We start from the raw sequence: 17,072 nt of genomic DNA, 5'->3' as shown, positions 1-17,072 counted from the left end.
GTTAACATTCGTTGAGTTTAGCACATTCGTGCATTTCTTTTGTCAATTTCATTGCACAGAAATGAGGGCCACACATGGTACAATGATCACTCTCGTTATCCAATCTTCCTATTTTATAATACTCCAAAGCCTTTTCGGGATCTAATGATAAATTAAACTGATCTTTGCATCTGAAATCGTATCGAGCCTTGCTTAGTGCATTATCTCTTATTGCTGCTCCCGGGTGCTCTTTCGCTAGGTCTGCCGCATGAGCTGCTATTTTGTAAGCGATTACACCTGCTCTTACATCTTCTTTGTCGGGTAATCCTAAATGTTCTTTCGGGGTAACATAGCAGATCATAGCCGTGCCATACCAGGCAATTTGCGCTGCGCCAATGGCTGATGTGATATGATCGTAACCGGGAGCAATATCAGTAGTCAAAGGCCCTAATGTATAGAACGGAGCACCATGGCAATGAGCCAATTGTTCATCCATGTTTGCTTTAATCTTATGCATTGCTACATGCCCCGGACCTGAACATGGTGTCGCCACCCTTTCTTTGTTAATTCGCCTAAAACAGACAGTTCTGCAAACTGAGCGGCATCGTTTGCATCGGCAGTACAACCGGGGCGTAAACCATCGCCTAGCGAAATAGCTACATCGTATTGTTTCAATATTTCACATATATCATCGAAATGAGTGTAAAAGAAATTCTCCTTATTATGCATTGTCATCCAATTGCCGATAATAGATCCGCCACGTGATACAATACCTGTAGTGCGTCTTTTTACGAGTGCCAGATGAGACCGAAGTAATCCCGCATGAATGGTGAAATAATCTACTCCCTGCTCGCACTGTTCAATTAACGTATCACGATATATCTCCCAGTTAAGGTCTGCAATCTTGCCATTTACTTTTTCCAATGTCTGATATAAAGGCACAGTTCCTACAGGAACAGGAGTATTGCGGACTATCCATTCACGAGTCTCGTGGATATTTTCACCTGTCGATAAATCCATTAAGGTATCGCCTCCCCATTTGCAACTCCATACTGCTTTTTCCACTTCTTCGTCAATGCCTGACGAAAGGGCTGAATTACCTATGTTCGTGTTTATTTTAACTAGGAAATTTGTTCCGATAATCATCGGTTCGGCTTCGGGATGGTTGATATTAGCCGGAATAATGGCTCTGCCTGCTGCTATTTCGCTTCTTACAAATTCAGGGGTAATATGTGTTTTTATACCTAGTTCACCATTTTGCTGATTTTCACGGATAGCTACATATTCCATTTCTGGGGTAATGATTCCCTGCTGTGCATAATACATTTGTGTGATACTTTTACCTGTTTGTGCACGGCGAGGATAGTTTATCAAAGGAAAACGGATGGCATCTAATTTTTCATTAACCAAACGTTCATTACAATAATGAGATGTAAAAGCCGGTAACAGCTCTGTATCGTTTCTATCATTTATCCATTGCTCACGTATGCGTTGTAATCCTTTTGTTATGTCAATGGGAATATTAGGGTCGGAGTATTGACCACTTGTGTCATAAATGGTAACAGGAGCATTATATTCTTTTACCTCTTTTCCGTCGACAACTGTAATTGTATCCAACAATGATACCGAACGCATAGCCACGTTTATATCGTGAATTTCGCCTTTTACATATATCTTTTTCGATGAGGGGTAAGTAATACGATGATTTGTTTTCATAATTATTCTAAGTAAATGTAAATATTTAATGGGATATTTTATATCAATGACTGCCTATTGCTGTTATAGATAGAAAAGCAATAAATAGGTCTGCGACCTTACATTAAAAATGAGGTTAATGGACTACTTGCTTCTGCAAAGTTTAGTTGATTTGCCAATTGTGCTTCGAAAGCCATGCGTCCGCTTTCAACAGCGAGCTGAAATGCTTTTGCCATCGCAACGGGGTCACCTGCAATAGCAATCGCTGTATTTACAAGAACAGCATCGGCACCCATCTCCATAGCTTCTGCTGCATGCGACGGCGCACCTATTCCTGCATCTATAATTACAGGGATATTACTTTGCTCTATAATAATCTCAAGCAGATCCCGTGTCCGCAATCCTTTATTTGTTCCTATGGGAGCACCCAAGGGCATAACGGTTGCGGCTCCGGCATTTTCAAGTAGTTTGCAAAGTACAGGGTCTGCCTGTATATAAGGTAATACGATAAAGCCAAGTTTAGCTAGTTCTTCCGTTGCTTTCAATGTCTCTATCGGGTCGGGAAGAAGATATTTAGGATCGGGGTGAATTTCTAATTTCAGCCAGTTTGTTTCAAAAGCTTCACGAGCCAGTTGTGCAGCAAATACAACTTCTTTTGCATTGCGTACACCCGATGTGTTTGGCAGGAGTTGTATTCCCGGCTTTTTGATATGGATCAACATATTGTCTTGCTTATTTTCAAGATCAAGCCGTTTCATTGCTACTGTTACCATTTGTGTTTGTGAGGCAACAATGGCTTCACTCATTACATCATTGGAACTGAACTTGCCCGTTCCTAAAAAGAGTCGTGACTCGAACTCCTTTCCTGCTATCACTAAATTTTTCATAGCTGATATTTATTGATTAAGTTGATAATTTTCTGTGTTTCTTCTATCGGATTATCTGCGGATAGAATGGTAGAGGACAGTGCGATTCCGGATACTCCTGCACGCATAATGTCGGGAATGTCATTGATTGTTATTCCTCCGATAGCGAGTATAGGCAGATTTATGTTGTTTTCTTTGCATTGCCTTATAATTGATTGATAACCATTCAGTCCAAGAATAGGACTCAGGTTTTTCTTTGTTGTTGTAAAGCGGAAAGGACCCAAGCCGATGTAGTTCACACCCTCGTCATAGAGCCGTTTTATATCATCGAACGTGTTGGCTGTGCCTCCAATAATGAAGTCTTTCCCCAGTATTTTTCGTGCTTCACTGGGGAGCATATCTAACTTTCCGAGATGCACACCTTTAGCTTGCACCTTTTGGCAGACTACCACATGATCGTCGATATAAAGCAGTGCATCGTATTCGTTGCATAAGTCTTTTGCAGCTAAAGCTGTTCTTATTATATCATCTATGGGAGTATCCTTCATTCGTAATTGTATCTGTCGGCATCCCCCTTTTAATGCAATTTCTATCGATTGCAGGTAATCGAATTGTTGTGTTCGATGTGTTATAAATAAGAGTCCTTTCATTATTGGTTGCATATGGATTTAAGTTTATTAAATCGTTCTAACAGAGCATTCTCATCTCTATTCTCTTTGAAGTTTTTCCATAGTCCGCCTAAAACGGCTACTCCGCCAAACCCATAGGATACAGCAATTGGAATAGTATCTGAATCAATCCCACCCAGAGCAATAACCTTCTCTGTTATTATATTCAGATTCGTAGCTTCTATTAATTCTTCATGCGTAAAAGCACGGCTATACCCTGACTTTGATATACTATCGAAAATAGGACTCAAGAATACATAATTAAAATCATCCGAAGTTTCTAAACAATCAAGAGAGTGACAAGAACGACTAACAGAAAGCAATACTTTATTTGGTCGAATTGTATTTCTGCTGTTCAGATGTACTCCTTTCAGATCGAAATAATTAACTAATGAGAAATGATCATGTAGCACAATCCTATCGTGATATTTCGAAGCTATCTGAGATAGCAAAAGATATACTTCCTGTTCGGAGGATAAAGGTTTACGCAGATGCAATGTCAATACGCCGTTTTTGAAAAGTTTATTGAGAATTTGGGCTTCATTTTCAATTATCTCTTCAAGAGTGATTACTACTAAACTAATCATAGTTATCCTCCCGATACGGCTTGTATCAACATTAATTCATCATTCTCCGATAATATAGTTTTTGCCCATTCGTTTTTAGGAATAACTTCATAATCGATAGCAATGGCAATACCTTGCGATTTTAGCCCAAGATCTTCAATAAAAGAAGCTATAGTTGCTCTCTCTTTTATTTCATGATTTTGGCCATTTAACTTAATAATCATATTGTTTAGTATTTAATGGTTCTGGTTTGAAAAAATGATTAAGTGGACCGCAGCCTTTTCCTGTGATAATATCTTTTCCGGAATATATGGCATTGGTAATGTACTGCTTTGCAGCTCTGACAGCTATTTCAATATCCATACCTAAAGCCATGTATGCCGCAATAGCAGATGATAGGGTACAGCCTGTACCATGCAAATTACTTGTTCGGATATTTTTGGAAGAGAAGGAAACTGGAGCTTTATTCTGGCTGAAAAAGATATCGACAACATTAGCCTTTGGCAAATGTCCTCCTTTTATTAAGACGGCATTACAACCTTGATTAAGTAACACATCAGCAGCTTTTTGCATATCTGATTCCTGAGTAATTTTAATTCCGGAAAGTATTTCAGCCTCAGGTATATTGGGTGTGATAAGTGTTATTCGTTTGTATAATTCTTCCCTGAAAGAATGAATTGTTGATGCAGATACGAGCTTACTTCCAGTAGTAGAAATCATTACCGGATCCATAATCACCGTTTGAAGATTATACCTATCTATAATCGAGGCAACTATTTCTACTGTATCGGAATTAGGAAGCATACCTGTTTTGACAGTATCTATTAGCATGTCGTCTAGTACGGTTTCAAGTTGTTGACGTATGATTGAAGGGGAGAGAGTTTCTATAGCCCTTACTTCTTGTGTGTTTTGGGCAGTAATAGCGGTAATGACTGATATCCCAAAGACACCTATTGCTGAGAATGTCTTTAGGTCGGCTTGTATCCCTGCACCGCCGCCACTATCAGAACCTGCAATTGTTAATGCTGACAGATATCTCTTCTTGTTATTCATATTGGTTATTTAGATAATAAAACCAATCAAGAGATATCCTAGCTAAAGGAGAAGTATTCTTTTGTCATTCCTACGGCGGCATTACCCGCATCAGGTTTTAAGGGTATAATCTCAGCTTTTTAAAGCACCCCTTGATTGTTGTGTGACAAATGTAATGGAAATTTTAAATAAAATAGGTACTTGAATATATTTTTTACGATTATTTTAATTTGGATATTCTTGTCAACTTTAAGGTGCTAATGATATAATTTATGTGAAAATATTAGAGCCACAGGGGCTTATTTTCCTGTGGTTCTAATATTTTTAATCTTATAAATTGATTACAATTTTAGTATGTATATTATATGAAAACGTACCTCATAGTTCTCTCATGGATTCAACAACTACAAAACAAACGGATTTAATTATCCTTCTTGCAACGTACGGAAAACAAACTGTGCCGAACTGACGCATAACGGGTAACATTCATTAAGTTTTTAGGTATCTTTCGAGACCACGCTCCGGAAGGAAGAGGACTACCGCTGGCACTCCAGAAGATGCCTGTTTCTCCGTATTCCTTGGCTTTGGAGCCGTTGGCATAACCGACTAATAATACTCCGAAGCCACTGCGAAGCGTGGAAGAAATAATGTTGGATGAACCGTTGGGGACGATTGTTTCATCAGGAGCAGGGCATGAGTCTTTCATGCCCTGACCGTGAGTAGTGCCACGTTCATTATCACCTACGGTAATTGTTCCGTTAGCATCAGCGATTCCGCTATATTGGCTGGTATGGAGGTTGATTTCCTGTTCCAATTCTGTATATTCTGCATCGGACGGGAGATGCCAGCCATTAGGACAGATGCCTTGGCGCTTAATAGTGGTTTTATGTAGTTCTTCACCCTCATTGATACCTTCTTCGCCGGTAGTAGTATTTCCTTTAGAGTTGGTTGCAGCTGCCCAATTGTATAAGCGACCTATGCGAGGATTGTTGTTGAATGTGGTGGCTGTGGCACCATCGGTGCCTCCGTTAGGATAACACCAAAGTGGATTTAGAGAATTGTTGGTTGCAGATGGGCTAGTGCCCAAATTTTGTAGTACGGTATCATCGGTCCCGGTACGATCTGTATCAGCAAAACTGGTGGCGGCAAGGTTGGTAATCATCCAACGACGTTCTTTAGTGTTAGTGGGTGCATCTTCGTAGCCGAAGTTCCCCGAGAAGAAAATATTATCATTTTGGTCGGTGTGCCAAGCTATTTTGGTGATAGGGTGTGGGACATCTTTCGCAAATCCGGCGAGGTCGGCGCGGATTTTCCATTCTCCCATATTAGGCTCGGTGGTGCAGTTTAGTATCGATACAGTAATATCGTCGAAGCGTTTGATAGTTTGTGTGTCTTTAAAAGTGATATCTGCAGTTTGGTATTTATTTCCTGCCGCAACGGTGTACTGGAAGTTGGAATTGGCTGTAGTGCCGTCTTTTCTGTCACTCCCCTGAGTACTGCCAACTATCGGGCTGGTGCTTGAGAGAATATTACTCGGGTCGGTTTTAACGGTTGTCCATGCCACATTTCCTTCTACAGGCAACTTAACGTTTCCGGCAGTGGTATAGATACTTTGATTGCTGCTAAACTGATTATTGACTTTGAGGGCATAATTGGTTTGGTTGAGGGTTATGGTTTCGGTTGCAGTTTCGCCACATTCGTCCGTTATGGTAAAAGTCAATGCAGTCTCTCTCGATTGCCAGGGCGAATCAGGATTGCTAATATTCATCACATCAGGTATCATGCTAAAGATTGCCGGGCTTGCTTTCAGAGGGCTAGCGGTTCTATTTACATTGCTAAAAAGTACACCGCCGTCTTGTAAACTAGCACCTGTTATTGCTTTTTCAGTATAAGTCAGCAATCTGGTAGGAGACCATGTTATATCAAAACTTTGCATGTTGATAGCTCCGCGAGCATCGCGTCCACTGGGTAGGTCATAATATCGTTTTGTGCCCAAGTCGATGGAGACAGGTTCATCAGGACTCCATATACTTCGCCATTTTTCGCCATCCCACGAATATAAGCCATCGGGTATAGGGGCACATCTGGGTATGGATTCTCCCGATATGTTATAAACGATTAAGCCGACATGACTCATTTTTTGAGTTGCATAATCTGATTCGTCTCCCGTAAACATAGGATAGAGATTATCCATATCAGTGAGTTTTACCCGAGGCATTGCAAAACCTTTATTTGCTGTCACTTGTGGATTGGTGTGGGAGTCGCTGTCTTTTAGGTCTAGCAATGCGCCTTTGCGAGGAGCAGTACCGGAGCCAATCGTTACTTGTCCGACCAAAGTGGCAGGAATGAGAAATAGCATTGTACAAAGTATGGGCAACGTAAAGTTTTTGATTTTCATTTTGATAAAGTATTTGAATTAATTGTTGATAAGGATGGCATAGAGGTGTATATGTTATTTCTATACAGATATAAAAAAAATCGGGTAGACTGTGCGCAAATTTGCACGATATGTATAAACTATTTAAACCTCTCTTTGGAAGGGGTTGGTAAAAACTAGTTTCCCATTTTTTTAAAATAGGATTAACTATAAAATATTCAGAAATAACAACGACGTGGGAAGTCATTTAATTTTGACCGAAATTGAGCATTTAATTCTTTAGTATTATAAATATATTAAGTTCCTTAACAAACTTATTTTTATAATTATTATGATGCTAAGATAATATTTATTTAGTTTATGCAAGCTTTTTTATGTTAATATCGACTTTTGGTTGTTATTCATAGAATCAAAACCAATATTTAAATTATTAATTTTTCTTGCAACGAACAAAAAACATAAAGGAGCGAGAATTCTCGAATCGGTACACCGATGCATTACTATCTGTCAGATTCCGGAACCATGCGTTGCTATTACTACTGCTACTTGACGACCAAAAGAAACAACCGTAACCGTAATTGCCAGTGGAGCCACCGGAAGCATAACCGGCAAGAAGAGCATTAAATCCACCTAATAACGCAGAGAAACTTTTGCCATTGGTGACCGTGCTGCTACCATTTGGTGGACATACCGATTTTATAGCCGCTCCTTGGGCATCGGTAGCGGTCGATGATGGACGCCATCCATATCCAGGAAATGATGTACCGTATTCCCAAACAGTTTCCCAAGGAACCCATACATTTTTTTCCGATTCGCTATAGCTGCTGTACAAATGAGCATTATTATAAATGTGGCGTTCCAAGTCATTCCATTCTTTATCACTTGGCACATGCCATCCATTAGGACAAATACCTTGAACAGAAGCTACCGGATCGGTACCTGTAGGTGTTTGTCCTTGATTAGCTACGGAAGGGTTTTCTCCGTTGGTAGCAGCTGCCCAGTTGTATAACAAGCCGTTTTTTATCTTTAGCCTCCAGTCAGAAGATGGATGGTTAGCAGGAATATAAGGATTTGTATCTCCTTCAGCATAAGCAAAATATTTGTTGGTATAAGGGGATACCGCAGAATTTGCGGTATGCGTGAAACCAGTAAAATCGGTATAAGGATGGATAATTGGATCGTAACGTATATTTTCAAGCATCCAATCACCAGCTGCTCCGAAGCTACGTGCCAGATACACTTCACTATCACGTGGGTCGGATACCTTATAAACACTGGGAGAAGGTTGGTTGGTTTGTCCCAAATATTGCCAGGTTTGTCCGTTCCAAACATATAAACCCTTATAGATAGGGGTAGCTGCGCAACGATCTTCATTTGTGTTATACACCATTAAACCTATATGCTCATTGATGTCCCACGGAATACTACCTACAGATCCATTTATTGTGATTTTAAGATCTGTAACCGTAGTAGTTAATGAATTTAGAGCAACGCGAGGCAAAATTAATCCTTTATTAGAATTTCCATCTACAGTTTCTTTCAGATCTAGCAAAGCCCCTTTGTTGGGTGCGTTGTTACTGCCTATTGTTACTTGACCCTGTGCATGCAACACCAGTAGTCCGGAAATGAGAAATGTTAATTTTTTTAAATGTATTGTTCTCATTGTTGATGTACATTTTAATTTGTAAGTTCAAATTGATTAGTTTTGTAATTTTTCAATTTTTATGATTTCATTTGTCTTTATATTTTATCCGTTAAAGGAATAATAGAACAATGAAATAAATTAAAAATCAGGTGTAAATGTACTACTTTATATATTTCTATCAAGTTTATTTATCTTATTTTTTTAGCCACTAAACATGTTCTTTTGAGTAAGTTATCTGGCTGATCATTTTACCGACTTTGAATTTGGATTATTCATTATGTAAGCTAAAATATTGAAGGAGTATTTTCCTTTCAGGATCAAGATCAAATAGAGTGTTTTAAAGGTACAAGCTCGTTAATATTCGGACAATTTTTTCTAAGGTAGAAAATGTTTCTAAAAGTTATTGTATAAATATCATAGACGAATCATGGAATTATTTGACGAATAGTTATCATTTTTTACCGATATATTTGGTTTCGATTTGTTGTCCTAATTTGATATTCTACTGTCATAAGAGGTGTTTTTGTAAAAAACCTCTATAGATAATTAATTTATAGAGGTTTCCTTAGATTTTATTTAATATACTCCAAAGCCTAAAATTGATGTTTTTACACTATTATTTAATTTTACTTATGTTTTAGGCTGTCTGTTTATTTCTTATAACTATTATATTCTTCATCAGTTACAGGTTCTAGCCATACAACAGCACCTTTACTTGACTGTGTGCCGATTGCTATATGCTCAAATTCACTATCGGGTGTTGCACCATGCCAATGGATGATATCGGGTAAGATTTCAACAACATCGCCTACAGTGAGCAGTTGAATCGGTTTCCCTTTTTCCTGATAGTAGCCTGTTCCTCTTGTGCAGAGTAATATTTGACCGCCTGGATGCGAATGCCAATTGTTTCTGACTCCGGGCTCGAATATCACGTTTCCGACAGTTGCATCAAAGTTTTCTTTATCGGTAACCAACATTTTCAGCCATGCTTTTCCACTGAAATAATCATTATTGATTACATCTCCTTTTGGAAAAATCAGAGTTGTTTCTTTGTTATTTGCTGTTTCCATTTCATTTGTGTTTTTTTGATTATTGCAGCATGCAGTGAATCCAAATGCTATAACAGCTACTAATGCTATGCTAATTTTTTTCATGATTGTTATTTAAGATATTGTTTAAAGAATGAATCCATTTTGGGTAGTGATACCGTCGCCTAATCCCTGTCTGCGGGCACGCCCCATATCATACATGCTGATTGTTGCGAGTGCTTTTATTCTGTGGTCGATTTGTGCTGCGCTGACCGAATAGCCACCACCTCCACAAATACCGATCACACCAATACGGTTTTCATCTACATTTTGATGGTTACTTAAGAAGTCTACTGCTGCACTGAAATCTTCAACTCGTGTTTCGGGCGATTCTATGTAACGGGGATATCCACCACTTTCGCCATAATGAGAAGCATCGAAAGCAAGGGCTATATAGCCCAATTCTGCCATTTTTTGAGCATGCAGACCTGATGTTTGTTCTTTAACGCCACCGAAAGGATGCCCTACAACAATAGCTGCATATTTTTTGCTGGCATCATAATTTGGAGGAAAGTATAGGTTACCGGCTACATTAATTAGAAATCTGTTAGGGAAAGAGATTTTTTCTACTTTTACGCCATTTATCATTTCAGTTGTATTTACGTCGCTTTTCAAACCTTTGCTTTGTAATACTTCATTCAATACAGGCTTAGCTGCATCTGCTACCTCTTTACCTACATTCACTTCTATTACATTTATTAATTGACTTAATTGTTCGGGAGTTATTCCTACATTTAAAGACAGATTCATGTGTGAACTCAGCATCGGCTCTACACCTCCGATACTTATAAGTACGGATACTGTAACCATTTCTCTCTCAGCATAAGTGAGCACATCGCGTTCAAATATATCGGCGAAGAGATGTTCTTTAAGGAAGGTTTCTATTTCAGGGCTGAATGCTGCATAGCCTGTTGTTGGTCGTCCTTCGGATGGTGTAACTCCCGATAGTTCAGCAAGTATATCTTTACCACGTTCGTATTTATCGCGGGTATCGTTTATCGGTGACGCTTCACGCCCCCAATTATCGCTTATGCCTTTAGCTTTGCGTTGATCTAGAACTGTCATAAAGGTTTGTAATCCACGAAGACTTCTCGGAAATCCACAATAGGCATAAAGATGTACCAATACTTCTTTTATTTCGTTGACCGTTAGTCCGGCATCGAGTCCGGCATTCAGTTCTATTTGCAATTTATCAAGCTCTCCCCTAGCTGTAAAAGCGGAGATGGTAATTATCTTTTCTTGTTTTTTACTTAACATGTTGTTCTGTTTATTCTGTGCATTTATACCAACAGTAAATCCAAGGATCAATATTAGTGCACTTATTATTACTCTTTTCATAATTCAATATTCTTATATAATTATTTAGTCAGGCCTATATCTTAGAAAACAAGATTTTGCTTGAGTTGTTCTACAAATAGGTCGATACGCTGCATTTGCTGAGGAATTTCAATACTTTGCGGGCAATGCGGAACACATTGATTACAATCGATACAATGGCTCGCCTGCCGCAAACGTGGAACATCTCGGTCATACCCCACTAGAAATGCTCGTCGTGCTTTGCGATAATTTTTGTCCTGCGAGCTGGCTGGAACATTGCCTTCGTTAATACATTTATTATAGTGTGCAAAAACTCCCGGAATATCGATACCATATGGACATGGCATGCAATACAGACAAGCAGTGCATGGGACTGACGGGTATTTTAATATTATTTGAGCAGTGTCTTCCAGCAACTCAAATTCCTCTTTAGTGCAAGGATCAAGCGGGGCGTAAGTTCGGATATTATCTTGCAAATGTTCCATATAAGTCATACCACTCAATACAGTAAGCACATTAGGAAAGGAGCCTGCGAAGCGGAATGCCCAAGAGGCAATGCTTTCATCAGGACGCTGTTGTTTAAGCCGTCCCATCAGATAATTATTCATACTCGCCAGCCGTCCCCCCAATAAAGGCTCCATGACAACGGCAGGAATATCCCGTTTTTCCAATTCGCTAAGTAAATATTCAGCATTTGTATTCCATCCCGATGCATGCAGCCAATCTACATAGTTCAACTGTATCTGAACAAAATCCCAGCTTACTTTACCTTCATCTTGTTGAGATAACAGAAAATCAAAGGTTTCTATATCTCCATGAAATGACCATCCCAAATTACGGATTCGCCCTACTTCCCGCTCCTTTATCAGAAAATCCAACATTCCATTGTCGTAAAAGCGTTCCATTACAGCTTTCATTCCTCCTAGACCAATAGCATGTAGCAAATAATAATCGATATAATCTATCTGAAGGTTTTCCATCGATTTACGATATAAGGCTGTTGACCCTTCAAAAGTTCTCAATTGCGGATCTTCCCGATGAGTAGAAAGTTTTGTAGCAATAAAGAATTTATCTCGTGGGTGGCGTTTAAGGGCAATGCCTGTCGCAGCCTCCGAAAGCCCCCTGACATAAGGCGGAGCAGTGTCAAAGTAATTTACTCCATGTGCTATGGCATAATCTATCAAATCGTTTACCGCATCCTGATCTATTACTTCTCCACTTCCGTCTGGGGAGGCTTTCATAGGCCATCGCATGCAACCAAAGCCGAGAAGTGATACTTTATCACCTGTCGTAGGAGTGATCCGATAGGTCATTTTATCAGTCGGCACATCACCTATATTCGTTGTTCCTCCGCCTAAAGATTTATTCTTGGGATCACAACCGTAAAATGCTGCTGTGGATACTGCTGCACCAGCACCGAGCACTTTGAGAAAATGTCTGCGACCTATTTCTTTTTTATTCATAGCCATTCATAACAATTAAAGAGTTATTAGTTGTTTTATTATATTAAGCTATTGAGTTTAAATTTAATCGAGTATTTTTCATTTTTTCAATGAATTCCTCTATCGAAGGCAAAATGGCTTCAACTGATTTTCTCTCATAACAAATTTTTTCCATCGGACACCAATCTGTTTGATCTCGATTTTGGATATATGGGACTTCTTGGGCAAAGGATATTTCTATATTTGTTTCTTGAAATAATGCCAATGCCGAAGAACTAATTATATCAGTATACACTTCTTTAATGCCTCCCAAAATCATAAGTGATGCGGCTGCCTTTCCTACTATCTTGTCAGCGATTAGTGCGCCTTTCAAAAAATCTGGATCATTTTTTAGCAAATAGAATAAATCTGCAACTCCTCGTTGTGAAAATGTGCGAATTACTCCTTTGTTTAGAATCACACAGGAGTAATTCTCCTCATGAAGCATTCTTATTATTTCTTTCATATCGAATATTATTTAAATCATTTTATGTCTTTCGTGCCCCTCTACATAAATAGCACTAAATGGACGTGCCGGACATAGGCTTTCGCAGGCTCCGCAACCAATACATCGCTCTGTGTCTATAGCTGGTATTATAAGAGATTCAGAATCTTCTGAGAGTGGAATTAGCTGTATTGCCCCTGTCGGACAATGACGCTCACAATTCGTACATCGTACTTTGTCACGGATAACCACGCAGTTTTTTTTAATCCATACGGCGTGTCCTATTTGAATAGATGATTTTTCGTCAGTCGTAATCGGTTTTATGGCAGCAGTTGGACACACTTCCGAGCATTTTGTACATTCGGGGCGGCAATAACCATGCTCAAAAGACATTTCGGGTTGCATGAATGTTGCCAGTTTACTTGATGGTCGTAAGATATGGTTCGGACAAACAGATACGCAGAGTCCGCAAGCGGTACAATGACGCTCCATATTACGACTGCTTTCAGAACCGGGTGGGACAATTGGGGTAGCACGCTTCGGTATTTTTTTATCCTCAATTACAGCTAATCCTCCGTCAACTGCTTTCTCCTGTACTTTCAATGCAGATGTTAAAGCGACCAAGGTTGTAACTGAAAGGAAATTACGGCGGGATGAATCATTGCCTTCGGCAATTTGTGTTGTATCTTCTTTCTTTGATCTTCTTTTTCGTGGAGCATATACTATTGCGCCACTTTTACATTTTTCTATGCAATTCATACAAGTTACACAACGGCTGTAATCGATTGTATGCTCCTTTGAATCAATACAAGCTGCCTTACAGTTTCGGGCACATAATCCGCATCCGTTACATTTATATTCAATGAAAGCGGGTCTGAAAAAAGAGAATCTCGATATAAAGCCTAGCACCGTACCCACAGGACAAATCGTATTGCAATATGTACGTCCATTACGCCAGGCAAGGATAGCTAGAATGATAAAGGTAGCAATCGATATTGTTAGTGTTAATACACTTCTCATCCATACATCTATGGAATAAAAGGTATAGCTATCTGCTCTTTCTGCTAGATAGGCTAATAAGTTATTGCCCCATTGGTAGATAGGAGCAAACAGATTCGATGCTATACGGCCATAAGCGCTATACGGTTCGAGAATCGTAAACACTGAACTGATACCTAATATTAAAGTAATTGCAAAGAGTATAAGTATACCGTATCTTAGCCATGAAAGAGCTGGCGAGTAAGAAAAACGATTTTTCTTTCGTTTTGAGGCTATCCATGATATAGCATCCTGAAATATACCTAGAGGACATATGACAGAACAATAAATACGTCCGAAAAGTAAAGTTAATAATATCAATATTGCTACGACCCCGACATTGAGTGCCAATAAAGCCGGAACAAATTGTATATTAGCCATCCATCCAAACCATGTATGAACCGTTCCTGTAAAATCAAGGAATAATACCGTGATTAATATGAAAAAGAAACTGGCGAGAATAACCCTGATCTTTCGTAACATAGTAAAATCTTTTATTTTCTAGACATTTTTACCCATCTCATAAGCCTCTTTCATAGCAGGCTTCTCATCAATAGTACCTCGTTCTCGTGCTCCGTTTCCATAGACTATACCTCGTTCCTGACCATTGTAAAGGCAACGGACGAATCCCCGGAATCCCATAATTGTGCCGTCGAGCGCTTCTTTTTCCTTATCGGTACAAGTGACGATATAATAGAACTCTTTATTCTGCAAATCTTTTTCGTAGTTATACACACGGTCGATCAAGGCTTTCATTTGAGCGGTCATCGAATAAAAATAAACAGGAGAAGAAAGTACAATCACATCTGCGGCTGCCATTTTCTTTATGATTTGAATGGCATCATCATTATCGTTGCTCTCTCCTCTTTCGTACTCTGTCTTTGCGAAAAACTTAATGTCATAGTCATTAAGGTTCAGCATCTCTACCTTGTGTTTAGATTCTTCAGCACCTTTCATAAATTGTAAACAAAGAGTTTCCGAATTACCGCCTCGTCTAGGACTTGATGAAATAATCAATACTGATTTAGGTCCTTTTTTTGATATAACTGTATTTTGGGTGTTTGCTGTTTCTTCTTTTGCTTGATGATTTCCACATGAAGAAAACAGTATGGTTATAAGGGTAATAGCTGAAATTAAAAATTTATTTTTCATCGTTTTTATTATAGTTATTATTGATGCAATAGTTGTATTTATTTTCATGCCGCTTATTCGCCAAGTAATCTTGTAAACGAGAGCGAACCCAATTTCCATTTACCGTCTATTGGCACATATACCTCCGTAACCATAAAAGGATTAACAACCTCATTGCCACCGACTACGGCTGTCAGGCGAATTCTGTCTAAGATGATAGCTGTGTTACCAACAAAGCGAACCGATGTTTCTTTTATTTCTGCATACTTATAGTGAATACCACCACTTTTGATGGTTTTTAGCTCTTGCTCTTTATTCATGGCTCCGCCCATATGGACAAAGATTGCCTCTTGGTGAAATAAGGCATCCAGAGAATCTACATTGCGTTCTGCCATCCATTGCCACTTTTGCTTGGACAGATTGATAAGTTCCTGTTTTGTGCTTTCATCATACTTTTCTGCTTGTGCATACAAACAATGTACACCCATCATTAATAAACCCAGTATCAGAATTGATACTTTCCTACTACTGTTTAATACTACTTTTTTCATGATATGATTTTCTTTATTATTAAAACTAACTAGTAACCATTCTTATATTAATCATTCATCTTAAAATTGACAAATCCTTGTTTTTGTTCAAGAGTCATGTTGAAAAAGCGTTTGTCTTTGTTCAATGAGCGCATTGCCGCCATTTCATCTGCGCTTAAAGCAAAGTCGAAGATGTTGATATTCTCTTTAATATAATCGAGATTAGTTGCTCCGGGAATCACAGATAACCCTTCTTGGATATGCCAACGAAGGATTATTTGCACAATAGATTTATTGTGTGCTTCTGCAATCTTAGCAATCATAGGGTCAGAGAGCAGACCTTTATCTCCATGTCCTAACGGATACCAACATTCTATGGCTATGCCATAAGGCTTTACTTTCTCTCGCACGTCATTACGTTGAGCATAAGGATGACATTCTATCTGCATCACAGCGGGCTTTATTTTCATATTATCTACTATGGAATGGAATACTTCATCATTGTCATCAAAATTGCTGATACCCAATGCACGTACTTTTCCCGCCGCCACAGCTTTCTCCATATCTTTCCAAGCACCTATAAAATCCCCGACAGGTTGATGAACATACAGCAGGTCGATGTAAGTTGTTTGCAGTCGAGCCAGCATCTTATCTATAGCTTCCATAGTTATGCCCTCTCCGTATTCGGACGGCCAAAGTTTGCTTGTAATCCATATTTCTTCACGAGGGATGCCACTCTCTTTAACTGCTGCACCTACTCCCGATTCGTTTCTGTAAGCATGGGCGGTATCTATATGGCGATAACCGTTTTTTAATGCAACAAGGCAAGCATCCTTGCATGCTTCATTGGATGCAGTGTATGTACCCAGACCGAATTGAGGCATCTCGATACCATTATTCAGTTTTAGCATAGGCACATTGGCTTTCACATCTTGTGCATTTGCAAGACTAATATTTCCAAATAGCAGAAATGCTATCACAAATAGGTAATTTTTCATATTTTTCATTTTAGTTACTTGTTACTTAATTATGCCTATCTCTTTTAACCAAGGCTCTAAATCAGCATTTTTATTAGTTGTGCCAAAACTGTATAATATAATTGAAAAGTAGTCCACTAAAATAATTGAAAAGTATACCACCGGTTAAGTAAAATCCGCTAGAGCTTCTAATAAAGCCCTGCATTTTACTAACAAATATTAACATTATAAATTCCT

At 38.9% G+C, this 17,072-nt stretch carries 14 protein-coding genes, 2 pseudogenes and 1 riboswitch; all 16 genes and pseudogenes read right to left on the bottom strand.

Annotated elements, in window-relative coordinates:
- Position 1: 1 nt before the first annotated feature.
- A pseudogene (gene thiC / locus G7Y56_RS03420) lies at positions 2-1,614 on the bottom strand (phosphomethylpyrimidine synthase ThiC).
- A gap of 179 nt (positions 1,615-1,793) precedes the next feature.
- The gene (locus G7Y56_RS03415; RefSeq protein WP_165041116.1) at positions 1,794-2,561 is read right to left on the bottom strand and encodes a thiazole synthase; all 768 of its coding nucleotides are present in this window, start codon (positions 2,559-2,561) and stop codon (positions 1,794-1,796) included.
- Entirely contained in the window at positions 2,558-3,190 is a 633-nt protein-coding gene (locus tag G7Y56_RS03410; RefSeq protein WP_165041413.1) for a thiamine phosphate synthase, read from the bottom strand. Before G7Y56_RS03410 ends, G7Y56_RS03415 begins: the two co-directional genes overlap by 4 nt.
- Positions 3,190-3,795 carry a thiamine phosphate synthase gene (locus G7Y56_RS03405; RefSeq protein WP_165041114.1) on the bottom strand — a complete coding sequence of 202 codons (606 nt, stop codon included), beginning with the start codon at positions 3,793-3,795 and terminating at the stop codon, positions 3,190-3,192. The genes G7Y56_RS03410 and G7Y56_RS03405 overlap by 1 nt, the downstream gene beginning before the upstream one ends.
- Positions 3,796-3,797: 2 nt before the next feature.
- The gene (gene thiS / locus G7Y56_RS03400; protein WP_165041112.1) at positions 3,798-3,998 is read right to left on the bottom strand and encodes a sulfur carrier protein ThiS; all 201 of its coding nucleotides are present in this window, start codon (positions 3,996-3,998) and stop codon (positions 3,798-3,800) included.
- Positions 3,988-4,827 carry a bifunctional hydroxymethylpyrimidine kinase/phosphomethylpyrimidine kinase gene (thiD, locus tag G7Y56_RS03395; protein ID WP_165041110.1) on the bottom strand — a complete coding sequence of 280 codons (840 nt, stop codon included), beginning with the start codon at positions 4,825-4,827 and terminating at the stop codon, positions 3,988-3,990. The genes thiS and thiD overlap by 11 nt, the downstream gene beginning before the upstream one ends.
- 50 nt (positions 4,828-4,877) lie before the next feature.
- Positions 4,878-4,969, bottom strand: a riboswitch (TPP riboswitch).
- Between the two features lie 258 nt (positions 4,970-5,227).
- Positions 5,228-7,204, bottom strand: coding sequence for an FISUMP domain-containing protein (locus G7Y56_RS03390; protein ID WP_165041108.1), 1,977 nt, complete (start codon positions 7,202-7,204; stop codon positions 5,228-5,230).
- 409 nt (positions 7,205-7,613) lie between these two features.
- On the bottom strand, positions 7,614-8,846 hold the full coding sequence (locus G7Y56_RS03385) for an FISUMP domain-containing protein (protein WP_165041106.1): 1,233 nt from the start codon (positions 8,844-8,846) through the stop codon (positions 7,614-7,616).
- Positions 8,847-9,478: 632 nt separating this feature from the next.
- On the bottom strand, positions 9,479-9,982 hold the full coding sequence (locus G7Y56_RS03380) for a cupin domain-containing protein (protein ID WP_165041104.1): 504 nt from the start codon (positions 9,980-9,982) through the stop codon (positions 9,479-9,481).
- Between the two features lie 45 nt (positions 9,983-10,027).
- Positions 10,028-11,254: pseudogene (locus G7Y56_RS03375) on the bottom strand (carboxymuconolactone decarboxylase family protein); the annotation flags it as partial.
- Positions 11,255-11,295: 41 nt separating this feature from the next.
- Positions 11,296-12,696, bottom strand: coding sequence for an aldo/keto reductase (locus tag G7Y56_RS03370; protein WP_370457670.1), 1,401 nt, complete (start codon positions 12,694-12,696; stop codon positions 11,296-11,298).
- Positions 12,697-12,739: 43 nt separating this feature from the next.
- Positions 12,740-13,180, bottom strand: coding sequence for a DUF1893 domain-containing protein (locus G7Y56_RS03365; protein ID WP_165041098.1), 441 nt, complete (start codon positions 13,178-13,180; stop codon positions 12,740-12,742).
- A gap of 12 nt (positions 13,181-13,192) precedes the next feature.
- Complete coding sequence (locus tag G7Y56_RS03360) at positions 13,193-14,680, bottom strand: 4Fe-4S binding protein (protein WP_165041096.1); 1,488 nt, start codon at positions 14,678-14,680, stop codon at positions 13,193-13,195.
- Positions 14,681-14,698: 18 nt separating this feature from the next.
- Positions 14,699-15,349, bottom strand: a complete 651-nt coding sequence (locus G7Y56_RS03355) for a flavodoxin family protein (protein ID WP_165041094.1) — start codon at positions 15,347-15,349, stop codon at positions 14,699-14,701.
- Positions 15,350-15,402: 53 nt separating this feature from the next.
- Entirely contained in the window at positions 15,403-15,879 is a 477-nt protein-coding gene (locus tag G7Y56_RS03350; protein ID WP_165041092.1) for a nuclear transport factor 2 family protein, read from the bottom strand.
- Positions 15,880-15,926: 47 nt separating this feature from the next.
- The gene (locus G7Y56_RS03345) at positions 15,927-16,856 is read right to left on the bottom strand and encodes an aldo/keto reductase (protein WP_185153978.1); all 930 of its coding nucleotides are present in this window, start codon (positions 16,854-16,856) and stop codon (positions 15,927-15,929) included.
- Positions 16,857-17,072: the final 216 nt, after the last annotated feature.

The sequence above is a fragment of the Dysgonomonas sp. ZJ709 genome, from assembly GCF_011039195.1.
In the GTDB taxonomy this organism is placed as follows: Bacteria; Bacteroidota; Bacteroidia; order Bacteroidales; family Dysgonomonadaceae; genus Dysgonomonas.
This window is presented reverse-complemented; position numbering and strand designations above follow the sequence as displayed.

What these genes read in the sequence shown, in the direction of transcription:
- G7Y56_RS03415 (WP_165041116.1), bottom strand. Translation starts at nt 2,561, where the DNA reads ATGAAAAATTTAGTGATAGCAGGAAAGGAGTTCGAGTCACGACTCTTT.
- G7Y56_RS03410 (WP_165041413.1), bottom strand. Translation starts at nt 3,190, where the DNA reads ATGAAAGGACTCTTATTTATAACACATCGAACACAACAATTCGATTAC.
- G7Y56_RS03405 (WP_165041114.1), bottom strand. Translation starts at nt 3,795, where the DNA reads ATGATTAGTTTAGTAGTAATCACTCTTGAAGAGATAATTGAAAATGAA.
- thiS (WP_165041112.1), bottom strand. Translation starts at nt 3,998, where the DNA reads ATGATTATTAAGTTAAATGGCCAAAATCATGAAATAAAAGAGAGAGCA.
- thiD (WP_165041110.1), bottom strand. Translation starts at nt 4,827, where the DNA reads ATGAATAACAAGAAGAGATATCTGTCAGCATTAACAATTGCAGGTTCT.
- G7Y56_RS03390 (WP_165041108.1), bottom strand. Translation starts at nt 7,204, where the DNA reads ATGAAAATCAAAAACTTTACGTTGCCCATACTTTGTACAATGCTATTT.
- G7Y56_RS03385 (WP_165041106.1), bottom strand. Translation starts at nt 8,846, where the DNA reads ATGAGAACAATACATTTAAAAAAATTAACATTTCTCATTTCCGGACTA.
- G7Y56_RS03380 (WP_165041104.1), bottom strand. Translation starts at nt 9,982, where the DNA reads ATGAAAAAAATTAGCATAGCATTAGTAGCTGTTATAGCATTTGGATTC.
- G7Y56_RS03370 (WP_370457670.1), bottom strand. Translation starts at nt 12,696, where the DNA reads ATGAATAAAAAAGAAATAGGTCGCAGACATTTTCTCAAAGTGCTCGGT.
- G7Y56_RS03365 (WP_165041098.1), bottom strand. Translation starts at nt 13,180, where the DNA reads ATGAAAGAAATAATAAGAATGCTTCATGAGGAGAATTACTCCTGTGTG.
- G7Y56_RS03360 (WP_165041096.1), bottom strand. Translation starts at nt 14,680, where the DNA reads ATGTTACGAAAGATCAGGGTTATTCTCGCCAGTTTCTTTTTCATATTA.
- G7Y56_RS03355 (WP_165041094.1), bottom strand. Translation starts at nt 15,349, where the DNA reads ATGAAAAATAAATTTTTAATTTCAGCTATTACCCTTATAACCATACTG.
- G7Y56_RS03350 (WP_165041092.1), bottom strand. Translation starts at nt 15,879, where the DNA reads ATGAAAAAAGTAGTATTAAACAGTAGTAGGAAAGTATCAATTCTGATA.
- G7Y56_RS03345 (WP_185153978.1), bottom strand. Translation starts at nt 16,856, where the DNA reads ATGAAAAATTACCTATTTGTGATAGCATTTCTGCTATTTGGAAATATT.